The following is a 17,310-nucleotide window of genomic DNA, read 5'->3' as shown; positions in this document are numbered from 1 at the left end:
TTAAATAAATGATTAATAAGGACATGCAGAAAAAATTGCTGCAGTCGCACATCATCATATTATAAAATTTAAATGAACATTTATTCCTAAAGGGGAGTAGCTGTACACGTAAAGTCGTCATTACGGGATAATCCTTATCTCCGGCTTTATGTGGCAACCAGAAAAGTTGTTAGCGAGACCTTTACCGATTGCAGGTAAAGGTCTATTTTTATGACCTTTTCTGCAAAATATATGTAGAAAAGGAGAAATCATCATGGGAACAGAGTTACTACTGGAGTATTTATGGGTCGTACTTGTGTTGGTTGCATTAGAGGGTTTGCTGGCAGCCGATAATGCACTTGTACTGGCTATCATGGTAAGACATCTTCCTGAAAAACAACGGAAGAGAGCATTATTTTATGGGTTAGCAGGAGCGTTTGTGATGCGCTTTGCCTCCTTATTTGTTATTTCGTTCTTAGTCGATTTTTGGATCGTACAGGCACTTGGAGCCGCATATCTTTTATTTATATCAGGTAAGAATTTGTACGACAGGATGAAGAAAAAAGAGCCGGATAAATCAGAAGATCCGGAGAGGATGGAGCAAACAGCTGGTGCGATAAGCAATCAGGAGCCTGAAGAAGTTTCGAAAAAGGATTTTTGGCTGACAGTTTTAAAGGTAGAATTTGCTGATTTAGCCTTTGCTGTAGATTCCATTTTAGCAGCTGTTGCCTTGGCAGTAGCGCTGCCTCCAACCGGTTTGGGGCAGATTGGAAGTCTGGATGCCGGTCAATTTGCAGTTGTGTTTGCCGGAGGAATGATTGGTATCATTATTATGCGATTTGCTGCTAATATATTTGTAGATCTCCTGCACAAACGCCCAACATTGGAAATTGCCGCATTTCTGATTGTCGGCTGGGTAGGGGTAAAACTGGCAGTAATGGTATTAGCAAATCCGGATTTAGCCGTTCTTCCAGAGCACTTCCCGCATTCCACAGCATGGAAGGCTTCCTTCTATATCATCCTTGTAGGTATTGCGGTTGCCGGCTGGTTTGCGTCTAGTCCGAAACTAAAAAGAAATAAAGAACAAGTAAGATAGACCGAAGTTTGATGTAATAACGGGATCTTGTAAAAATCGTGCTGATTTGAAAATAGTTAGCACGATTTTTCTAATGGAAAGACTTTATAATGCTATTTTTTGTAAAATGCTTTTCTATACGTCATAATTATGAGAAAAGAATATGGTAAGGAGTGATTTGAGTGGCATTACACCATTTTCATTTAGAAGCAGAATGGCCAGGCGGACGTAATAGTGAAGGGTATATAAGTGCAGGAAATTTACAAACAAAAATATCGATCCCGCCGGAAATGGATGGACCTGGGGTTGGTACGAATCCGGATGAAATGCTGCTTGGAGCAGCTGCAACATGCTATATTATTTCATTGGCAGCCATGTTTGAACGTGCAGAGCTTCCAGTTGCCAGGATAAGCATGACCTCAGAAGGAATGGTAGATGTAACGGAAGGAATTTTCACATACAAAAAAATCATCCATCGTCCGAATGTGGTATTAAAAAAAGAGGCAACAGATCAACAAATTCGTTTAACCGGCAAGCTGATTGAAAAGGCAGAGAAAACATGCATGATTTCAAAAGCAATCAGAGGAAATGTTGAATTAGGACTGGAACCAGCTTTACAAATAGCAGAATAAGAGTGAATAGCAGTCATATGAACAAGGAGAGTCTAAGCTTAAATTGTTTTCATATGACTTTTTAGTAATTATATTACATTTTTTCGGCTAACTAACAAATTGATTACAAAACGATAAAAATTCGGTTTTTTGCGAGATTTTTTTAATATAAGTAGGTAAAGTAGAATATGCGACTTTTAAATAAAGTGTATAAGAGGGATGAGCTATGGAGCGAAATGCATTTTTTGATAATGCGAAAGTATTTTTAATTTTTCTTGTTGTTTTCGGTCATATGATTCAGCCTTTTATCAGTGATTCGAAACCGACGGAAGCAATTTACATGTGGATATATACCTTCCATATGCCGGCATTTATTTTATTAGCCGGTTTTTTTGCAAAAGGTTCTGGAAACAAAAAATATATATGGAACTTAATGAAAAAGTTAATTATTCCTTATTTTATTTTTCAAACACTATATACGATGTATTATTTTTTTATAGGAAAAGCAGATTGGCAGACAGGAGTTTTCCATCCGCAATGGTCATTATGGTTTCTGTTCAGTTTGTTCAGCTGGCATATTCTGCTCGTATTATTTAAAAGAATACCAGCAGGCTGGAGTATTGCGTTATCTATATTTATAGGTGTCTTTGTAGGTTATTTTGGAGAAATTGGACATTCCTTCAGCTTATCGAGAACATTTGTATTCTTTCCATTCTTTTTAATTGGCTACTGGTTAACCGTAGATCAAATAATGCTGGTGAAAACGCGAAAAGTAAAGGCGGCATCTATTGCTGTGATGGTAACCTTGTTTGCATTAGCGTATACACTGCCCGCAGTGGATACTGGCTGGCTGCTCGCTTCACAGTCTTACAGTAATTTAGGTGTGGAGAGCTTTGGCGGCATTGTGCGGCTTCTTGTTTATGTGGTTGCAGCTGTAATGACAGTCAGTATATTAGCCTGGATTCCTAAAAGAAATCTGGGTTGGATATCGAAGCTTGGCACAAGAACATTATATGTTTATCTGTTACATGGTTTTATTGTGCAGTTCCTGCGCCAATTTGATTTATTATCCGTTAACCACTGGTTTGATGTAGTCGGGATTGCCGGACTGTCAGCGCTGATTGTCATTGTATTATCCAGTAAGCCGATTTTAACCATATCACAACCATTAATTGAAGGGCGTTTGGCAAAGGTTCCTTCTTTATTTAATCATCACCATAAAGGAACATCTTCTTAAAAGATGTTTAGACTTTCACCATAGTCATAAGTGCGGCGGTTTTGATGGGGCGAGTAATCGCAAAAGCTCTTCGGTGGGGCGAGTAATCGCAGTCCCAGTCCCAACTTTAGCTCTGTTTGCACTTGCTTGGCTTGCCAATCACTAAGTCATCTTTATCGTAGGGCGTGACGTGAAATCTCTAGAGCTTGGCGCTGGACGTAGCTGTTATTCTATAAATAGTTATCTCAACGCAAACAATTTGATAATTTCCTGACCATAAAAAATGGCGGAGCTCCTGAGAAGGGACTCCGCCATTTTTTACTGTAAGAAAGTATAAAGAATTTAAGGAAAAAGGTTAAAGTGCAACGCTTTACTTTGGGGTGAGTAATTGCAAAAGCACTTCGATGTAGCGAGTAATCACAGCCCCAGTCTCCAACTCAGGCAATCCTGCGCCCTTCAGGCTTGGATTGCCGGGTTTTCTTTAAAATAATATATGGGCAATGATAGTGATAATCGGTAGTGTAATAACAGTACGCAGTAAAAAGATAATAACTAAATGACGGAAGGATACCGGAATTTTCGTACCTAGAATCAGACCGCCGACCTCGGACATGAAAATAAGCTGTGTCACAGATAAAGCAGCAATAATAAAGCGTGTTATTTCTGCTTCTACACCAGTAATTAAAATAGCTGGCAGGAACATATCGGCGAAACCAATTAGCAATGTTTCAGAAGCTTCCTGGGCAAACGGGATTTGCATCAGCTCTAAAATAGGGACGAATGGCATCCCGAGCCATTGGAATAAAGGTGTGTATTCTGCAATAATGACAGCAGTTGTCCCAAACCCCATGACGACAGGTGTTACAGCGAACCACATATCAAGGATATTTTTTCCGCCATCTATAAAAAATGTACGGAAGCTGGTTTCTTTTTCAGCACGTTTTAAGGCATTTTTAAAACCATAGGTTAATGCATTTTCAGAATCAGGGATGACTTCAACATCCGCTCTTTCCTCTCCATTAACATAGGTGTCTGCCATTCTGGAAAGCGGAGGGATACGCGGCATAATGAAAGCGGCAGCCCCTCCCGCGATAAGAATGGTCAGGTAAAAAGGTAAAAACATATGCTCTAAATTTACTTGCTGTAAAATAACTAATGTGAATGTAATCGAAACGACGGAAAAGGTGGTACTGATGATAGCTGCTTCCCGTTTCGTATAATAGCCTTCTTCATATTGCTTATTTGTCAGCAGTACCCCAATAGTAGCATCTCCAACCCAGGAAGCTAAGCTATCAACAGAAGCTCTGCCGGGCAGCCGGAATAGCGGGCGCATCACATTTCTCATAATACCCCCAAAAAACTCCAGCAGACCAAAGTTTGTTAAGAAAGGTAAGAAGAGACCCGCAAACAGGAAGACAACAAACAATGTATGCAATAAGCTGTCAAGCAGCATTCCGCCTGTTTCTTCGTTATAAACAAATTCCGGTCCAATTTGAAAATAAACCATCACTGCAAAAACAGCTGCTAAAATACGGGTGATTGTCCAAAACCATGATGTATAAAATAATTGATGCAGAAAAGGAAATCTGCCAAAGACTGATTTATCAGCTATTCTGGCAAAAGTGGTAAAGATGGCAGTCAATGTAATAATCAGCATCATAATCAGAGATAGATTGCTTTCCATTGCATCTTGCAGTAATCCTGCTAAAAAAGCAATTGGGATGGTGAATCCTTCCTCTGTTGGTAATGGGTATAAGAACAGGAATAAACCTAATAAAGACGGGATAATAAATTTAATAATATTGCCTAAGGAATAAGGGCGCATTTATTTTCCTCCTAATCATAGACTAAAAAATGCAACTGTATGATTATACAATTAAATGGAATTTTATTCAATAGATAACCAGAAATAATGATTAATTATAGTATCTTGCGGGAATATAAAAATATAGCGGTTAAAATTGGCGCCAAAATGATTTACGTGACAGCAGGATATTTTATATAATAATATTGTAGAAAGCTTTATTTTATTCTCTCTACCCAAAAAATGTATAGCATAATCCTGTTTCACGTATTGTAAGGATGACAGGCTGCAAGGGTGAGGTTCATCCAATTTTAAACGAACCATCATACAGACTTACTATAGGAGGAAAAATGATGAGTGAATATTTACGTAAAGGATTTTTACTGGGGCTGGGTGCTGCAGTAAGCGGAAAAGAGAAATTTGAACAAAAAGTGAAGGAATTAGTGGAAAAGAATGAGTTGACACAGGAGCAGGCAAAAACTGTTTTAGATAATTTTATTGAAAAAGGCAGCAGTAAAAAAGATGAGTGGGATGAGAAAAGTAGAGAGAGAAAGAAAGACTGGGCCAGAGAATCTGGGCTGGCAACGACAGATGACATCGATGAGCTGCGTGCGAGAATAACTGTATTGGAAGAGAAATTAGGTGTCTCCTTAGAGGCAGAAGCTGAAGAGGAAACAGCAGAAGAAAATCAGGACTAATATTTAAGAGCAAGATACTTTCGATCGGATGAAGGTGTGTTGCTCTTTTTTTGCAGGAAGTAAAACAAGAGGAGAATGAAAAAAATGGTGACAGTTTACGGACCAGTTATTGATAACCAAACAAGGTGTAAGCATTATAAAACGCAAAAAGATATTATTGCGATTAAATTTAAATGCTGTCATAAATATTATCCATGCTATCGGTGTCATGAGGAATGTGAAGATCATCCAATCTCCGTGTGGGGAAAAGATGAATTTGATAAATTAGCAATTCTATGCGGTGTTTGCAAAACAGAACATACCATTAATCAATACTTGAATACGGATCAGTGTCTGAATTGCAGATCAGCATTTAATGAAGGCTGTCAAAAGCATTATCACCTATATTTTGATTATGCAGCTGTTTGTAAAAGGTCATAGTATTTCACTTTATTTTCATAAACACCTTGTAATTTACTGTTGTTTCTATTAGTATCTTATATAAGTATCAGGTACTAAAAACGAGAAAAGGAAGAGAACAACATGTATTATTTTGCTGCATACGCATTAAAGGTGATATTAAGTTTATTTGGGCGTGTAAAAGTATTTCAAAAAGAAAAACTGCCAGAATCAGGTGGATATATTATTGCATGTACACATACAGGGTGGGTTGATATTTTGTGGCTGGGCGTCAGCTTATTGCCCACGAAAATTCACTATATGGCAAAGAAGGAATTATTTCAATCTGGTCCTTTAAGATGGCTGATGAAAAACCTGAATGCCTTTCCTGTTGACAGAGATAATCCAGGTCCCAGCACGATTAAAGTACCTCGTAAGCTGTTAAAAGAAGAAAAGGTTATTGGTATTTTTCCTAGCGGCACAAGAACAACCAATCAGGTTCCATTAAAAAGAGGGGCTGTTACGATTGCTGCTTATAGCAAAGCGCCTATTGTTCCGGCAGCTTATATAGGACCTAATAATTTTAAGGAGCTCCTCAAGTTTAAAAAGCCGAAAATTATCTTTGGTGATCCTATCTATTTGCCGGAGAATACTTCCCGAAAAGAGGCAATGGATGAGATGATGAAAGTAATGAATGAGGAATTATATGCATTACAGTCAGCAATAGAAGAAAAATAAGCAATATCTGAATAAGAAAAAAGGATTTTCCTTGTATTTTTGAACATCCTCTTTTTAGGAATAAAGTACGACGGCACGAGGTCCCGGTAGCAACGTCTGCTACAATGTGACATGAAAGCTTAACTAAGGCAATCCGCCCCTTACAGGCAAGGATTGCCAAGTTTTCTTTAGCTTATCCAACAAGATAGATGAAAATCTATGTCGGGAAAAAATTTCATCGTGGTGAAATTTGCTGTAATAAATTAAATGATTGTTTTCTTTATTGAACAGAAAATTGAAAAATTCTCCTATTGAAGATAAAAATAGACAGTGCTATAATATTTTTATGTTTCAGTACACAGTATAGGGGGAGTTTTCGAGAATGAAAAGCTTTTTTCATCTATATCATCAAACTTCAACACAATTGGGAAGAGAACTGGAAGAATCTGAGGTTACGCTTTTGAAATGGATGTATGAGCGCTATACGGTGGAGGAAATATCTAGAAGAAAACTAAGTAAAAAGTATATATTACGTTAAAGAGCAGCGAGACGATACCGTCTAAAGCTCTTTTTTTATGCACTTGTTACGACTGGTTTATAGAGGATGTTCAAAATCGTCCCGTCCCAAACTGTTGCCTACTTTATGAACATCCTCTTATAGGAGTGATTTCTATGCTATAATGCATAGGGAATGTTATATAAAGGAGGGGTTACATGGCTGTAAGTAATGAGATCATCATCAATAAAATGATACGTGAGCTGGAAGAAGCCAAAAGAAAAGCCCATCAGCAAGAGCAAGTAAAAAAACATATGGAAAATATTCATTTATTAAGTGAGCTGTTTATCTCGGCAAGTCCCGATATAAATACAACTTTCGCTAATCAGGTGCAAGGGAATATAGAAGATACAGAAGAGCGTATTTCAGAAGCAGAGATGAAAGCGATGCTGGGCAAGCAGACCAGTGTCAAAGTAATTAATCCGGGGCAGAAAAAGCTAAATGACGAAGATGCTAATGGAGACTCTATTTTTGAATTTTAAGGATATATGGTCAGGGAGATTTTACCCGTTTTTAAATATGATTTTATATAAGGGTTAAGGATTGGAGTTGGAAAAGATGAAACTATTTTTAATAATTGGAGCTGTCCTTGGATTTTTTGCAGTCGCCCTGGGGGCATTTGGAGCACATGGGCTGGAAGGAAGATTATCGGAAAGAGCCCTGACAAATTGGGGGAAGGCAGTAGATTATCAGATGTTCCATACAGTAGCCATTGTTGCAGTAGCTCTGCTTTTAGGAAAGTTTGAAGGAAGTAATCTCTTTGCATCAAGCGGCTGGCTGTTTTTAGCTGGCATTATTTTGTTTTCAGGAAGTTTATATCTCTATGCTCTAACAGGTGTCAAAACACTTGCCATGATTACCCCGTTTGGTGGATTATCCTTTTTAGCTGGATGGGTATTGTTAGGTATTGGTGCGATGAAATTATTGTAAAAAGATACGTTTTAGCCTTTTGTATTTTGAAGGTTAAAACGTTTTTTTATTAAAGGTAAAAGAAAAGCGAAGTAAGGAATAAAAACAATAAAGCGGCCCGGATAACTTGTTTCAACGCCTCAGATGCTCTGCGTGTATGCAATAAAACCAAAGCATTGCAAATCAGGCTAAATATAAAAAGGTAGCAAGCAAAGAATAAAAAGAGCATCCAGCCTGATATCCAGGCAACGATTCCAATAAATAACCCGATTATGATTAAGAGCATTTCCATACGTATAAATTTTTCCAGAGGATGCCTCATTTTTAATCTCCTCACCATACAGTTATTCGTTGAAGTATGGAAAAGCGTAGACATCACTTCTGTCTACGCTTTATTCCGTGCTGAAAATTGCTTATCTGGGGTTGTAGGTGGATAACTGCTCCTGACTATCAAATGGATAAGAATAATTAATTCGCTCGTCAAATAATACATAATCTAAATAAACCATTAATAATAAGAAACGCCGTTCGGAGTCTTCCTCGCGAATTAAAATATGATCCCGTCCAGCCTCCTCAATATAGCCGCGAAATGACGTTGGCTGCTGACCTTCAAATGTCAGATAAAAGGTACCTAGCTTTCCACGGTTCAAGCGTAAAATGTTCTCGATATAGGATTGCTGGACAGGTAATTGACCGCCATTTCCGTTACTTGGCTGTGCGAACTGCCGATAGGAATAAGCTGGATAAAAGCTGCTGGCCGCTGAAGGATAATAATAGTATGGGTTAGCGTAAGAAACGGGATGATGTGCCATTGGCTGATTTTGATTCATTTGATCACTCATAATTTCACTCTCCTTATCGATAAAGAAATAAGCTATACATTAAATAAACATTTTTCTACCGATATACGGCAGGACATACATTTTCAGCTGGAGCGAAAAAGCAATGTGATTTGTATCTTCCTGTATTCCATTGCCCATACCACTGTGCAGGGCAGGGGCCTTCAGGCATAAAAAACCAAAGGGAATTAGAAGCGGGGTGCTGCATTTCACCTTGAAGCGCTCTTCTTGCAAGGCGCTTTTCTGATTCCCTTGCCCGTTGATAAAAGTAGCCTTTCTGCGTTGCTTCAAATCCTCCGGGACTTTGAAAAACCATATTCGATATTGTCCGGATATCTGTGAAATCTAAACAATCTGCAAGTACACGGTTGACCCCTGTATTACCTACCATCAGCATACCGAGATCGCCGTCTCCTTCTGCTTCAGCACGCATTAGCCGGGCGAGTAAATCAACGTCCGCTTCATTATGAGCAACAACTGCCATAGACCGACCTCATTTCTCGAAAAATCTTCAGTGTAAGCTCATTAATGATATGTATGTGGGAAAGTGTCTCTTCATGATAATTTCATGAAAAAAAAAGAGACTCTCAAGTCTCTTTTTAATAACCATGATTATAATGCAAGATAATCAGCCAATTTATCAGGTGCTAAATAATTACCCATGATGAAATCACCGAACTCTGCATATTTTGTTGTTACTTCGTCAAAGCGCATTTCATAAACGATTTTCTTAAATTGCAACGGGTCATGTGCAAATAGTGTTACGCCCCACTCCCATTCGTCAAGTCCAATCGATCCGGTAATGATTTCTTTCACTTTACCAGCGTATTTACGTCCGGTCATGCCGTGCTCATAAAGTAATCTTGTCCGTTCTTCTTTATCAATGGTAAACCAGTTTGCTTCCGGCTCACGGCGTCTTGCCATTGGATAGAAGCATGCATGCTCCCATTTTGGCATAGTTGGTCTTAAGCGTTCTTTGACGTATGGAGAAAGCTCACGGTCATTACCAGCCTTCATTGGATCATGCATCGTCATTTCGATGATAGATACATATGAGTAGGCAGGGATTAAGAAATCACCTAATACCGATTTATTGATAGCTGTTTTAATTTCCTCCAGTTCATCCATTGTTTCACGCAGAAAAATAAACATTAGATCTGCTTTATTTCCGACAACTTTGAATATACTATGACTGCCTTCTTTATTTTCTTCTACTGTTTCCCACTGTTTGATCAGTGCTTCAAACTCTTTGATTGCTTTATTTCGTTCGTCTTCAGAAATTGATTTCCAAGATGTCCAATCAAAATGACGAGTATCATGTAATGCGGACCAGCCATCTACAGTTACTACTGCTTCTGCCATCGTTCATACACTCCTTCATATAAATTAAATACTGATGCAATATTAACTATAGCATAACCAAAGGGCGGGAATCATATAAAAAGGGTACAAAATCATGTCATTTCAAGTATTGTCAAGGCTTTGTCAAAATTGGAAAGTACTGAGAAGCTGCTTGGCTAAAAAATTGCATTTTCCGTTACTGGCAAAAGGAGGGGATATTGCAATGAAAATAAAAACAGATGTAATCCTTTTCATTGATTTTACAGGGTCCAAGGCTTTATTTGTGCGGTTAAATGGTATATCATTAAAGAGAATTTGAAGGTAAAAGGAAGCTTTTTTCGAGCGAAAGTCACAACTATCATTTTCACGTGCTAACGATTTTAGGAGGTTTAATCATGGGTTTATTTGAACAATTAACAGAAAAAGTAAAGGGGAATGGAAAACGTATCGTATTTCCGGAAGGATTAGATGAACGGGTATTAAAAGCAGCAGTCCGCCTGGCTGAAGAAGCTGTTCTTACACCGGTTGTTATCGGTAATAAAGAAGAGGTAGAGAGTAAAGCAGCAGAGCTTGGTGTACAAGTATCTGAACTTGAAATTGTTGACCCTGCAAATTATGAAGGCTTCCAAGACATGGTGGATGCTTTTGTAGAACGAAGAAAAGGGAAGGCAACAGAAGAGGATGCCAAGAAAATTCTTTTAGATGAGAATTATTTTGGTACGATGCTCATTTATTTGAATAAAGCAGATGGCCTTGTAAGTGGTGCTGCTCACTCCACAGCAGATACAGTACGTCCGGCATTACAAATTATTAAAACAAAAGAAGGCGTGAAGAAAACCTCTGGCGTGTTCATTATGGTAAGAGATGAAGAAAAATATGTATTTGCTGATTGTGCAATCAATATTGCTCCGGACAGCAATGACTTAGCGGAAATTGCTGTAGAAAGTGCTAAAACAGGTGCATTATTTGATGTGGATCCGCGTGTTGCAATGCTCAGCTTTTCTACTGCCGGCTCTGCAAAATCTCCAGAAACAGAAAAGGTGACAGATGCTTTAACCATTGCAAAAGAAAAAGATCCTTCTCTTGTTATTGACGGCGAATTTCAATTTGATGCTGCATTCGTTCCAAGTGTTGCAGAGAAAAAAGCGCCTGACTCTGTCATTAAAGGAGATGCAAACGTCTTTGTATTCCCAAGCCTGGAAGCTGGAAATATCGGCTATAAAATTGCACAGCGTTTAGGCGGCTTTGAAGCTGTTGGTCCGATTCTTCAAGGGTTAAACAAACCGGTAAATGATTTATCCAGAGGCTGCAGCACGGAAGATGTGTACAATCTTGCGCTTATTACAGCAGCTCAAGCAGTGGCAGAATAATCGATAATGAAAAACAGCCTGACCATCATTAATCTGGTCAGGCTGTTTTCATGCTGTGTTATGCCATTTATATATTTTCATTCCGTTTTATCATTTGCTGATAACGTTTATCAAAAGTTTCCTGCTCAGAATTCTGAAGCGGAATGGAAATGATTTCCTCTGTTAATTCTTCTAAGGTATCCATAACACGCTGCTTCACCTCTTCAACAGTTAACGAGATCCCTAATAATTCAGAGAGAGAAGCCATGACATCAGGATTTACCTCGGGATAGGTGAAGGCTGTCTCTTCGTCATGTTTCGCAATATGATAAAATTCCCGGATTAAAGAAGCACGTGCTTTACTGTTTCCTTCGATGTCTAAATAAATTTGTACGGAAATACCGCTTTTTACGCGGCGCTGTGAAATACCTGCAAACTTTTTTCTGTTAATACTTAAATCATAATCTCCAGGACAGTAGGAACCGATAATTTCATAGGCTTCAATAGCATCCGTTATATCTGCAAACATTGCCTGAACAAAACGGACCATTGCTTCATAGCAATCATAGATAGATAAATGATTTGCTCCAGGGATAATGAGGGAAATATTCAGAACACCTTCGTCGAGAGCAACGGCAAGCCCGCCGGAATTACGGACAATGCCCTGATAATTCTTTTCTGCAAGAAATGCCATTCCGGCTTCAATATGGGGTAATCGCGAATCCGGGATGCCTAAAACAATGGTATCTGAGTGTACCCATAAACGGATTACAGGAGGAGAGACAGCTTCAATAACAGAAATAGCCAGCGCATCATCAATAGCAAAGGATGCAAGGGCTGTGTTAGGCTTGTCTGCAATCATATTCTCTGTGGAATGGTCTATATAACGAAATGTTTTATGGCGAATAATTTCTTTCCAATTTTTCATCGTGTTTATCCTAAACCTTTCATCAGCTGATTAACTATATTATAATATATTAAAAGCATATGTGGAAAAGAAGTTTACAGCACTTTATTAAAATAAACAGACGGAACCTTTTTTCTGAAAAGTATGCTGAAATTTTTCAGAAAGTACGGATGGAGACAAAGAAATGGCATATAAAGATGAACAATTAATAGAAGAGAAGGTATTTAAAGACCCGGTTCACCGATATATTCATGTCCGTGACCGGGCCGTTTGGGATTTGATTGCTACACCGGAATTTCAGAGACTGCGCCGGATAAAGCAACTGGGGACGACCAATCTGACTTTTCATGGTGCGGAACATAGCCGTTTTAACCATTCCTTAGGAGTTTATGAGATTGTAAGAAGGATTACAAATAATTTTGCAGACCGCGCAAGATGGGATAGAGAACAGCGGCTGCTGTGTCTTTGTGCGGCATTATTGCATGATTTGGGACACGGTCCATTCTCACATTCGTTTGAGAAAGTATTTAAGCTGGATCACGAGCAGTTTACACAAAAAATTATCCTGGGGGATACGAAGGTAAATCAGATTTTGAAGAAAGTCTCTGCCGATTTTCCTGAGAAGGTAGCGGATGTGATTGCCAAAACGTATTCGGACAAGCTTGTTGTCAGTCTGATATCCAGTCAAATTGATGCGGACCGAATGGACTATCTGCAGCGTGATGCTTATTTTACCGGAGTAAGCTACGGTCATTTTGATATGGAGCGTATTTTACGTGTTATGCGGCCGATGGATGATCAGGTTGTGATTAAATCAACCGGTATGCATGCGGTGGAGGACTATATTATGAGCCGTTATCAAATGTACTGGCAGGTTTATTTTCATCCTGTCACACGAAGTGCAGAGGTTATTTTATCCAAAATCTTTCAGCGGGCAAAAATGCTATATGAAGATGATTCGTATCAATTTCAGCTGGAGCCGACACACTTTGTTTCATTTTTTGAAGAGAAAGTAAAGCTGTCAGATTATTTAAAGCTGGATGACATGATTGTATACTATTATTTTCAGCAATGGCAGGAAGAAAAGGATGATATTTTAGCTGATTTAAGCTGCCGGTTTATTAACCGCCATTTATTTAAGTATGTGGAATACAATCCGGATCCGCAGATTAATGCGGGAATGGAGCTGTATCAGCTGTTTAAAGAAGCAGGTATTAATCCGGACTATTATTTAGTAGTGGATTCCTCCTCAGATTTGCCGTACGATTTTTATCGTCCGGGTGAAGAGGAAGAGCGCCTGCCGATACATCTTTTGATGCCCGATGGCGGTTTGAAGGAATTATCCCGTCACTCTGATATTGTTGAGGCAATTTCAGGTAAAAAACGGACCGATCATAAGCTGTATTTTCCTAGGGATCGTATTCAGCGAATAGAAGATCCGGATTTGAAGAAAAGAATTTTAGATATATTGTACGGGAAGGAATGACCATTTGTGCTAGACAACCATGCAAAACTGCTCTATTTTTTCTCTAAAGCCCAGCAAGTGCCTGGAAGAAAGAAATTACAAAAAATGATTTATATTTTACAGCAATGCCATGTTCCTTTTGAAGAAAAATACCAATTCCATTTTTATGGACCATATTCAGAGGAATTAACCTTACGCGTGGAGGAACTTTGTAACCTAAACTTTTTGACTGAAAAAAAAGAAGAGAAAAGTCATTATCATCAATACCGCTACGCCATCACAGAAAAAGGCATCACGTTTCTAAATCAATTTGAAGTAAATATGCCGGATATTGAAGATGGAATCCGTATTTTACAAGACTGCAGTGCCCGCTTTTTAGAGCTTGTTTCTACGGTGTTATATTTTTCTTATTTATCAAGAGAAGAAATAATTGACAAGGTGTATACCGTAAAGGCAAAGCTGAAATATACAGATGAGGAAATAGATGAAGCATTCCGATTTATTGATGAATTGCGGAATAGGTCTTCTCACTAAAAAAGCTTTTTAGAACGTGATAGAATAAGACAAAGGTCAGAATGAAAGCTGGGAGGGGAATACATTGACTGATGGAAATAAAAAGAAGAATACATTTACGATTATAAAAGATGACTCTACAGACGGTCATGGCGGTTATGGAGCAGGAACAATCAGCCTTGAAAATATGTCATCAATTATTGTAGATCCAAATGAAGGTAAAGCATATGTTGATATGGATGCAATGCATGCAAGAAGTGCTGTAGAACGCCGGGTGAAATGGATAAGGGACCGTGATGAAGTACAGGGCGGAAAGCTTTATTGGATTGTCTGGGTAACGGTGGAAAAAGGTGAAAACGGCCCTTACTATGCTGGTGTTGCCGGCAGTGAAATCCGTGTTAACCGGGAAATTAAACGAGCTTATAAATCCATGGCAGAGCATGTGAAGCATATGGAAAAATCATTGAAAGGCCAGATTATTGTGGAGCATATGGATGAGCCTTCCAAGAAATTATTAGGTGACTTCCTGAGAGAATTCAAGCCTGAAATGTGGGAAAATTCATCTTCAGAGCTGAAAGAGCAATTAGGAACCGGAAACTGAACTGTGACAAAAATGTGAATGAATTATGAACATAATTAGAAATTCTTGTACTTTTCTTAAATCCTTTGTAAACTATGAGTACATGGGCTAACTCATGTTTACTAGGACAAAAAAGCAGTCCGTATTGATTCTGTCGATACGGACTGCTTTTTTGTCCTGTTTTTCACCAGGAAAATATAATAATGCTAGCTCATGTCTTTCAGTAGAGTGAGTAAGTGCAGCAGGCTCCAGTCCTGTGAAGTTATTCGACATAGTAAAATGTTAAAGCATCAAGTATAAGAAAAACTGCCGATTCACTTATCCTTTAACGAATCGGCAGTTTTTCCAACTGGTCAAAATGAGCAATAAAATACATACAAATTCAAAATAATTCAGGTTAATTTTCAAAAAGTATTGAAATAGATGTCATATTCCTTTAAAATACACTAAAATGATATGAATTATCAAGTTAGTTTGAAAAGAGAGGATTAAGAATATAAATGGGATCACATGTTATTGATTTACGAATGCTTCAAAATAATTTTAGTACCGACGAAATGCGTCAAGTATGGAATGATGAAAATAGATTACAGAAAATTCTTGATGCAGAAGCTGCACTTGCGCTTTCCCAAAGTGAACTTGGAGTGATTCCTGATAAAGCAGGAAAAACCATAGCGGAAGCTGCAAAAATAGAGCATTTTCATGTAGAAGATATTGCCCAGGAGGCTGTGAAGTTAAAACATTCACTGATGGCTACGGTCAATCACCTGCAAAAGCTGTCTGGCGACTATGGGGAGTATGTTCATTTTGGTGTTACCACACAGGATATTACAGACACAGGAACCATTCTGCAATTAAAAGAGGCGCATCAGATTTTATATAGAGATATGAAAGAAACAGCTCAATTACTGATTAAGCTTTCGGATAAATACAAAGATACACCAATGGCTGCACGGACACACGGCATGCAGGGACTTCCTACAACGTTTGGATTTAAGCTGGCAGTAATCTTAAGTGAATTTGACCGTCACCTGCAGCGTTTGCAGGAAGTGGAATCACGAACATTTACAGGCGTTCTTGCAGGAGGAGTCGGAACATATGCAGCGCTTGGCAGTATTGGACCTGAAGTGGAGGCAAGGGCGCTGGATAAGCTGGGCTTAAATACACCGGATATTTGCTGGCATTCCTCTCGCGACCGTCTTTCCGAATATGGTTCTATTCTTGGACTGGTCAGCGGATCACTAGGTAAGCTGGGGAATGAATTTTATAACTTAATGCGAACAGAGATTGACGAGCTGGAAGAGCCATTTCAAGCCGGAAATGTAGGTTCAACAACCATGCCGCATAAACGGAACCCGGCTTTGTTTGAAGGGATTGCAAGCCTGACAAAACCTGTATTGCACAGTGTGAGCTTGCTCCATGAATCTTTAATTATGGATCATGAGCGGGATGCAAAGAGCTGGAGAAGTGAATGGGTAGCTTTGCCGGAAATTTGTTTATACTTATCTTCCCAGTTAAAAACAACCATTAACGTATTAAAAGGATTAATTGTGAAGCCGGAAAACATGCTTCGTAATCTGAATATGCAAGGCGGGCTGTTGTTATCAGAACGAATTATGTTTGCTTTATCAGAAAAAGTTGGAAAGCAGACAGCACATCATCTGGTATACGAATTAGCAATGAAATCCTATGAGAAAAATATTCCGTTTAAAACAACGCTGATAGAAAACGAAGAAGTAAGCAGCGTATTATCGGAAGAACAAATTGAACAACTACTGGACCCAAGTCAATATACAGGCCTGGCAAGTGCAAAAGTGGAAGAAGTAATTGCGCAATTTAAAAAGGGAGCTTTTTTCAATGAGTAATCTAACATTCTATCAAGCTACCGAGGATAATATATCAGAAATATTGGAGCTTACTTTAAAAGCTTATGCATCGATTCGCGAGCTTGGCATCCATTTTGCTGCTGCAACAGCGGATGAGGCGCTGGTTAAGAAAAATATAAATGAAAATATTTGTTTTTATATGAAAGATGGCGATATAACCGTGGCGACTGCATCGATTCGCATGCCCTGGAGTCCACATCATGGACCATATGAAATTCCGCATATTTGGTGGGTGGCAGTGGATCCGCAATATAAACGAAAAGGGTATGCATCGAAAATACTTGATTTTGTAGAACAAGATTATTTGGCTGATCAATTACATTGTCCATCGGTCAGTCTTGGAACAGCAAAAGAGCATCCCTGGCTGGCAGATATGTATATAAAGCGTGGTTATCAGCCGGTGGGAGAAGCTGATTTAGGAAAGGGTCATCAGACTGTTTATCTGGAAAAATTATTACTAAGCAAAGAATATAAACAAAGGTAGGAA

Annotated in this window: 20 protein-coding genes; 15 read left to right on the top strand and 5 right to left on the bottom strand. The window is 38.7% G+C overall.

The genetic code is table 11. The annotated features are described in order from the left end of the window. Window positions 1–253 precede the first annotated feature (253 nt). The 3 genes from FLK20_RS12580 (at window position 254) to FLK20_RS12570 (ending at window position 2,902) form a co-directional block, all read left to right on the top strand. The gene (locus tag FLK20_RS12580) at window positions 254–1,075 is read left to right on the top strand and encodes a TerC family protein (RefSeq protein ID WP_152656927.1); all 822 of its coding nucleotides are present in this window, start codon (window positions 254–256) and stop codon (window positions 1,073–1,075) included. Between the two features lie 161 nt (window positions 1,076–1,236). Then, window positions 1,237–1,686: an OsmC family protein gene (locus FLK20_RS12575; RefSeq protein ID WP_152656926.1), complete on the top strand. Its 450-nt coding sequence runs from the start codon at window positions 1,237–1,239 to the stop codon at window positions 1,684–1,686. A 205-nt stretch (window positions 1,687–1,891) separates the two neighbouring features. Next, window positions 1,892–2,902 carry an acyltransferase family protein gene (locus FLK20_RS12570; RefSeq protein WP_152656925.1) on the top strand — a complete coding sequence of 337 codons (1,011 nt, stop codon included), beginning with the start codon at window positions 1,892–1,894 and terminating at the stop codon, window positions 2,900–2,902. 460 nt (window positions 2,903–3,362) lie between these two features. Here FLK20_RS12570 and FLK20_RS12565 read toward each other — a convergent pair whose 3' ends face one another. Beyond that, a complete protein-coding gene (locus FLK20_RS12565; RefSeq protein ID WP_152656924.1) occupies window positions 3,363–4,706 on the bottom strand; it encodes a YjiH family protein in 1,344 nt (447 codons plus the stop codon). 332 nt (window positions 4,707–5,038) lie between these two features. On the opposite strand from FLK20_RS12565, the gene FLK20_RS12560 reads away from it, so the two are divergent. The 6 genes from FLK20_RS12560 to FLK20_RS12540 all read left to right on the top strand — a co-directional run bounded on the left by FLK20_RS12560 (window position 5,039) and on the right by FLK20_RS12540 (window position 7,964). Continuing rightward, window positions 5,039–5,383, top strand: coding sequence for a phasin family protein (locus FLK20_RS12560; protein ID WP_152656923.1), 345 nt, complete (start codon window positions 5,039–5,041; stop codon window positions 5,381–5,383). A gap of 84 nt (window positions 5,384–5,467) precedes the next feature. Further along, the gene (locus FLK20_RS12555; RefSeq protein WP_152656922.1) at window positions 5,468–5,803 is read left to right on the top strand and encodes a CHY zinc finger protein; all 336 of its coding nucleotides are present in this window, start codon (window positions 5,468–5,470) and stop codon (window positions 5,801–5,803) included. 102 nt (window positions 5,804–5,905) lie between these two features. Next, window positions 5,906–6,499 (top strand): lysophospholipid acyltransferase family protein, encoded by a 594-nt coding sequence (locus FLK20_RS12550; RefSeq protein WP_152656921.1) that lies wholly within the window; start codon window positions 5,906–5,908, stop codon window positions 6,497–6,499. 361 nt (window positions 6,500–6,860) lie between these two features. Then, window positions 6,861–7,016, top strand: coding sequence for a hypothetical protein (locus FLK20_RS21640; protein WP_194165614.1), 156 nt, complete (start codon window positions 6,861–6,863; stop codon window positions 7,014–7,016). A gap of 176 nt (window positions 7,017–7,192) precedes the next feature. Further along, window positions 7,193–7,516, top strand: a complete 324-nt coding sequence (locus FLK20_RS12545) for a YwdI family protein (RefSeq protein ID WP_152656920.1) — start codon at window positions 7,193–7,195, stop codon at window positions 7,514–7,516. 76 nt (window positions 7,517–7,592) lie between these two features. Then, the gene (locus tag FLK20_RS12540; RefSeq protein WP_152656919.1) at window positions 7,593–7,964 is read left to right on the top strand and encodes a DUF423 domain-containing protein; all 372 of its coding nucleotides are present in this window, start codon (window positions 7,593–7,595) and stop codon (window positions 7,962–7,964) included. 392 nt (window positions 7,965–8,356) lie between these two features. Here FLK20_RS12540 and gerQ read toward each other — a convergent pair whose 3' ends face one another. The 3 genes from gerQ to hemQ form a co-directional block, all read right to left on the bottom strand. Then, window positions 8,357–8,785 carry a spore coat protein GerQ gene (gene gerQ / locus FLK20_RS12530; RefSeq protein ID WP_152656917.1) on the bottom strand — a complete coding sequence of 143 codons (429 nt, stop codon included), beginning with the start codon at window positions 8,783–8,785 and terminating at the stop codon, window positions 8,357–8,359. A gap of 55 nt (window positions 8,786–8,840) precedes the next feature. After that, a complete protein-coding gene (locus FLK20_RS12525) occupies window positions 8,841–9,266 on the bottom strand; it encodes a cell wall hydrolase (protein WP_152656916.1) in 426 nt (141 codons plus the stop codon). Between the two features lie 128 nt (window positions 9,267–9,394). Then, window positions 9,395–10,144 (bottom strand): hydrogen peroxide-dependent heme synthase, encoded by a 750-nt coding sequence (hemQ, locus tag FLK20_RS12520; protein ID WP_152656915.1) that lies wholly within the window; start codon window positions 10,142–10,144, stop codon window positions 9,395–9,397. Window positions 10,145–10,518: 374 nt separating this feature from the next. On the opposite strand from hemQ, the gene pta reads away from it, so the two are divergent. After that, window positions 10,519–11,493 carry a phosphate acetyltransferase gene (pta, locus tag FLK20_RS12515; RefSeq protein ID WP_152656914.1) on the top strand — a complete coding sequence of 325 codons (975 nt, stop codon included), beginning with the start codon at window positions 10,519–10,521 and terminating at the stop codon, window positions 11,491–11,493. 67 nt (window positions 11,494–11,560) lie between these two features. On the opposite strand, the gene FLK20_RS12510 is transcribed toward pta, so the two are convergent. Then, window positions 11,561–12,400 (bottom strand): lipoate--protein ligase family protein, encoded by an 840-nt coding sequence (locus FLK20_RS12510; protein ID WP_152656913.1) that lies wholly within the window; start codon window positions 12,398–12,400, stop codon window positions 11,561–11,563. 163 nt (window positions 12,401–12,563) lie between these two features. Between FLK20_RS12510 and FLK20_RS12505 the strand changes: the two genes are divergently transcribed. The 5 genes from FLK20_RS12505 to FLK20_RS12485 all read left to right on the top strand — a co-directional run bounded on the left by FLK20_RS12505 (window position 12,564) and on the right by FLK20_RS12485 (window position 17,307). Further along, window positions 12,564–13,865 (top strand): HD domain-containing protein, encoded by a 1,302-nt coding sequence (locus FLK20_RS12505; RefSeq protein WP_152656912.1) that lies wholly within the window; start codon window positions 12,564–12,566, stop codon window positions 13,863–13,865. Window positions 13,866–13,871: 6 nt separating this feature from the next. After that, complete coding sequence (locus tag FLK20_RS12500) at window positions 13,872–14,378, top strand: YwgA family protein (RefSeq protein ID WP_152656911.1); 507 nt, start codon at window positions 13,872–13,874, stop codon at window positions 14,376–14,378. A gap of 64 nt (window positions 14,379–14,442) precedes the next feature. Next, on the top strand, window positions 14,443–14,958 hold the full coding sequence (locus FLK20_RS12495; protein WP_152656910.1) for a YwhD family protein: 516 nt from the start codon (window positions 14,443–14,445) through the stop codon (window positions 14,956–14,958). A gap of 479 nt (window positions 14,959–15,437) precedes the next feature. Then, window positions 15,438–16,802, top strand: coding sequence for an adenylosuccinate lyase (purB, locus tag FLK20_RS12490; RefSeq protein ID WP_152656909.1), 1,365 nt, complete (start codon window positions 15,438–15,440; stop codon window positions 16,800–16,802). Continuing rightward, entirely contained in the window at window positions 16,795–17,307 is a 513-nt protein-coding gene (locus FLK20_RS12485) for a GNAT family N-acetyltransferase (RefSeq protein WP_152656908.1), read from the top strand. The genes purB and FLK20_RS12485 overlap by 8 nt, the downstream gene beginning before the upstream one ends. Window positions 17,308–17,310: the final 3 nt, after the last annotated feature.

Origin of the sequence: Oceanobacillus sp. CFH 90083 (assembly GCF_009389585.1) — a bacterium.
In the GTDB taxonomy this organism is placed as follows: Bacteria; Bacillota; Bacilli; order Bacillales; family Amphibacillaceae; genus Oceanobacillus.
This window is presented reverse-complemented; position numbering and strand designations above follow the sequence as displayed.

Excerpts from the sequence above, each read along its gene's own strand:
- FLK20_RS12580 (WP_152656927.1), top strand. The coding sequence starts at position 254 with ATGGGAACAGAGTTACTACTGGAGTATTTATGGGTCGTACTTGTGTTG.
- FLK20_RS12570 (WP_152656925.1), top strand. The coding sequence starts at position 1,892 with ATGGAGCGAAATGCATTTTTTGATAATGCGAAAGTATTTTTAATTTTT.
- FLK20_RS12565 (WP_152656924.1), bottom strand. The coding sequence starts at position 4,706 with ATGCGCCCTTATTCCTTAGGCAATATTATTAAATTTATTATCCCGTCT.
- FLK20_RS12560 (WP_152656923.1), top strand. The coding sequence starts at position 5,039 with ATGAGTGAATATTTACGTAAAGGATTTTTACTGGGGCTGGGTGCTGCA.
- FLK20_RS12555 (WP_152656922.1), top strand. The coding sequence starts at position 5,468 with ATGGTGACAGTTTACGGACCAGTTATTGATAACCAAACAAGGTGTAAG.
- FLK20_RS12550 (WP_152656921.1), top strand. The coding sequence starts at position 5,906 with ATGTATTATTTTGCTGCATACGCATTAAAGGTGATATTAAGTTTATTT.
- FLK20_RS21640 (WP_194165614.1), top strand. The coding sequence starts at position 6,861 with ATGAAAAGCTTTTTTCATCTATATCATCAAACTTCAACACAATTGGGA.
- FLK20_RS12545 (WP_152656920.1), top strand. The coding sequence starts at position 7,193 with ATGGCTGTAAGTAATGAGATCATCATCAATAAAATGATACGTGAGCTG.
- FLK20_RS12540 (WP_152656919.1), top strand. The coding sequence starts at position 7,593 with ATGAAACTATTTTTAATAATTGGAGCTGTCCTTGGATTTTTTGCAGTC.
- gerQ (WP_152656917.1), bottom strand. The coding sequence starts at position 8,785 with ATGAGTGATCAAATGAATCAAAATCAGCCAATGGCACATCATCCCGTT.
- FLK20_RS12525 (WP_152656916.1), bottom strand. The coding sequence starts at position 9,266 with ATGGCAGTTGTTGCTCATAATGAAGCGGACGTTGATTTACTCGCCCGG.
- hemQ (WP_152656915.1), bottom strand. The coding sequence starts at position 10,144 with ATGGCAGAAGCAGTAGTAACTGTAGATGGCTGGTCCGCATTACATGAT.
- pta (WP_152656914.1), top strand. The coding sequence starts at position 10,519 with ATGGGTTTATTTGAACAATTAACAGAAAAAGTAAAGGGGAATGGAAAA.
- FLK20_RS12510 (WP_152656913.1), bottom strand. The coding sequence starts at position 12,400 with ATGAAAAATTGGAAAGAAATTATTCGCCATAAAACATTTCGTTATATA.
- FLK20_RS12505 (WP_152656912.1), top strand. The coding sequence starts at position 12,564 with ATGGCATATAAAGATGAACAATTAATAGAAGAGAAGGTATTTAAAGAC.
- purB (WP_152656909.1), top strand. The coding sequence starts at position 15,438 with ATGGGATCACATGTTATTGATTTACGAATGCTTCAAAATAATTTTAGT.
- FLK20_RS12485 (WP_152656908.1), top strand. The coding sequence starts at position 16,795 with ATGAGTAATCTAACATTCTATCAAGCTACCGAGGATAATATATCAGAA.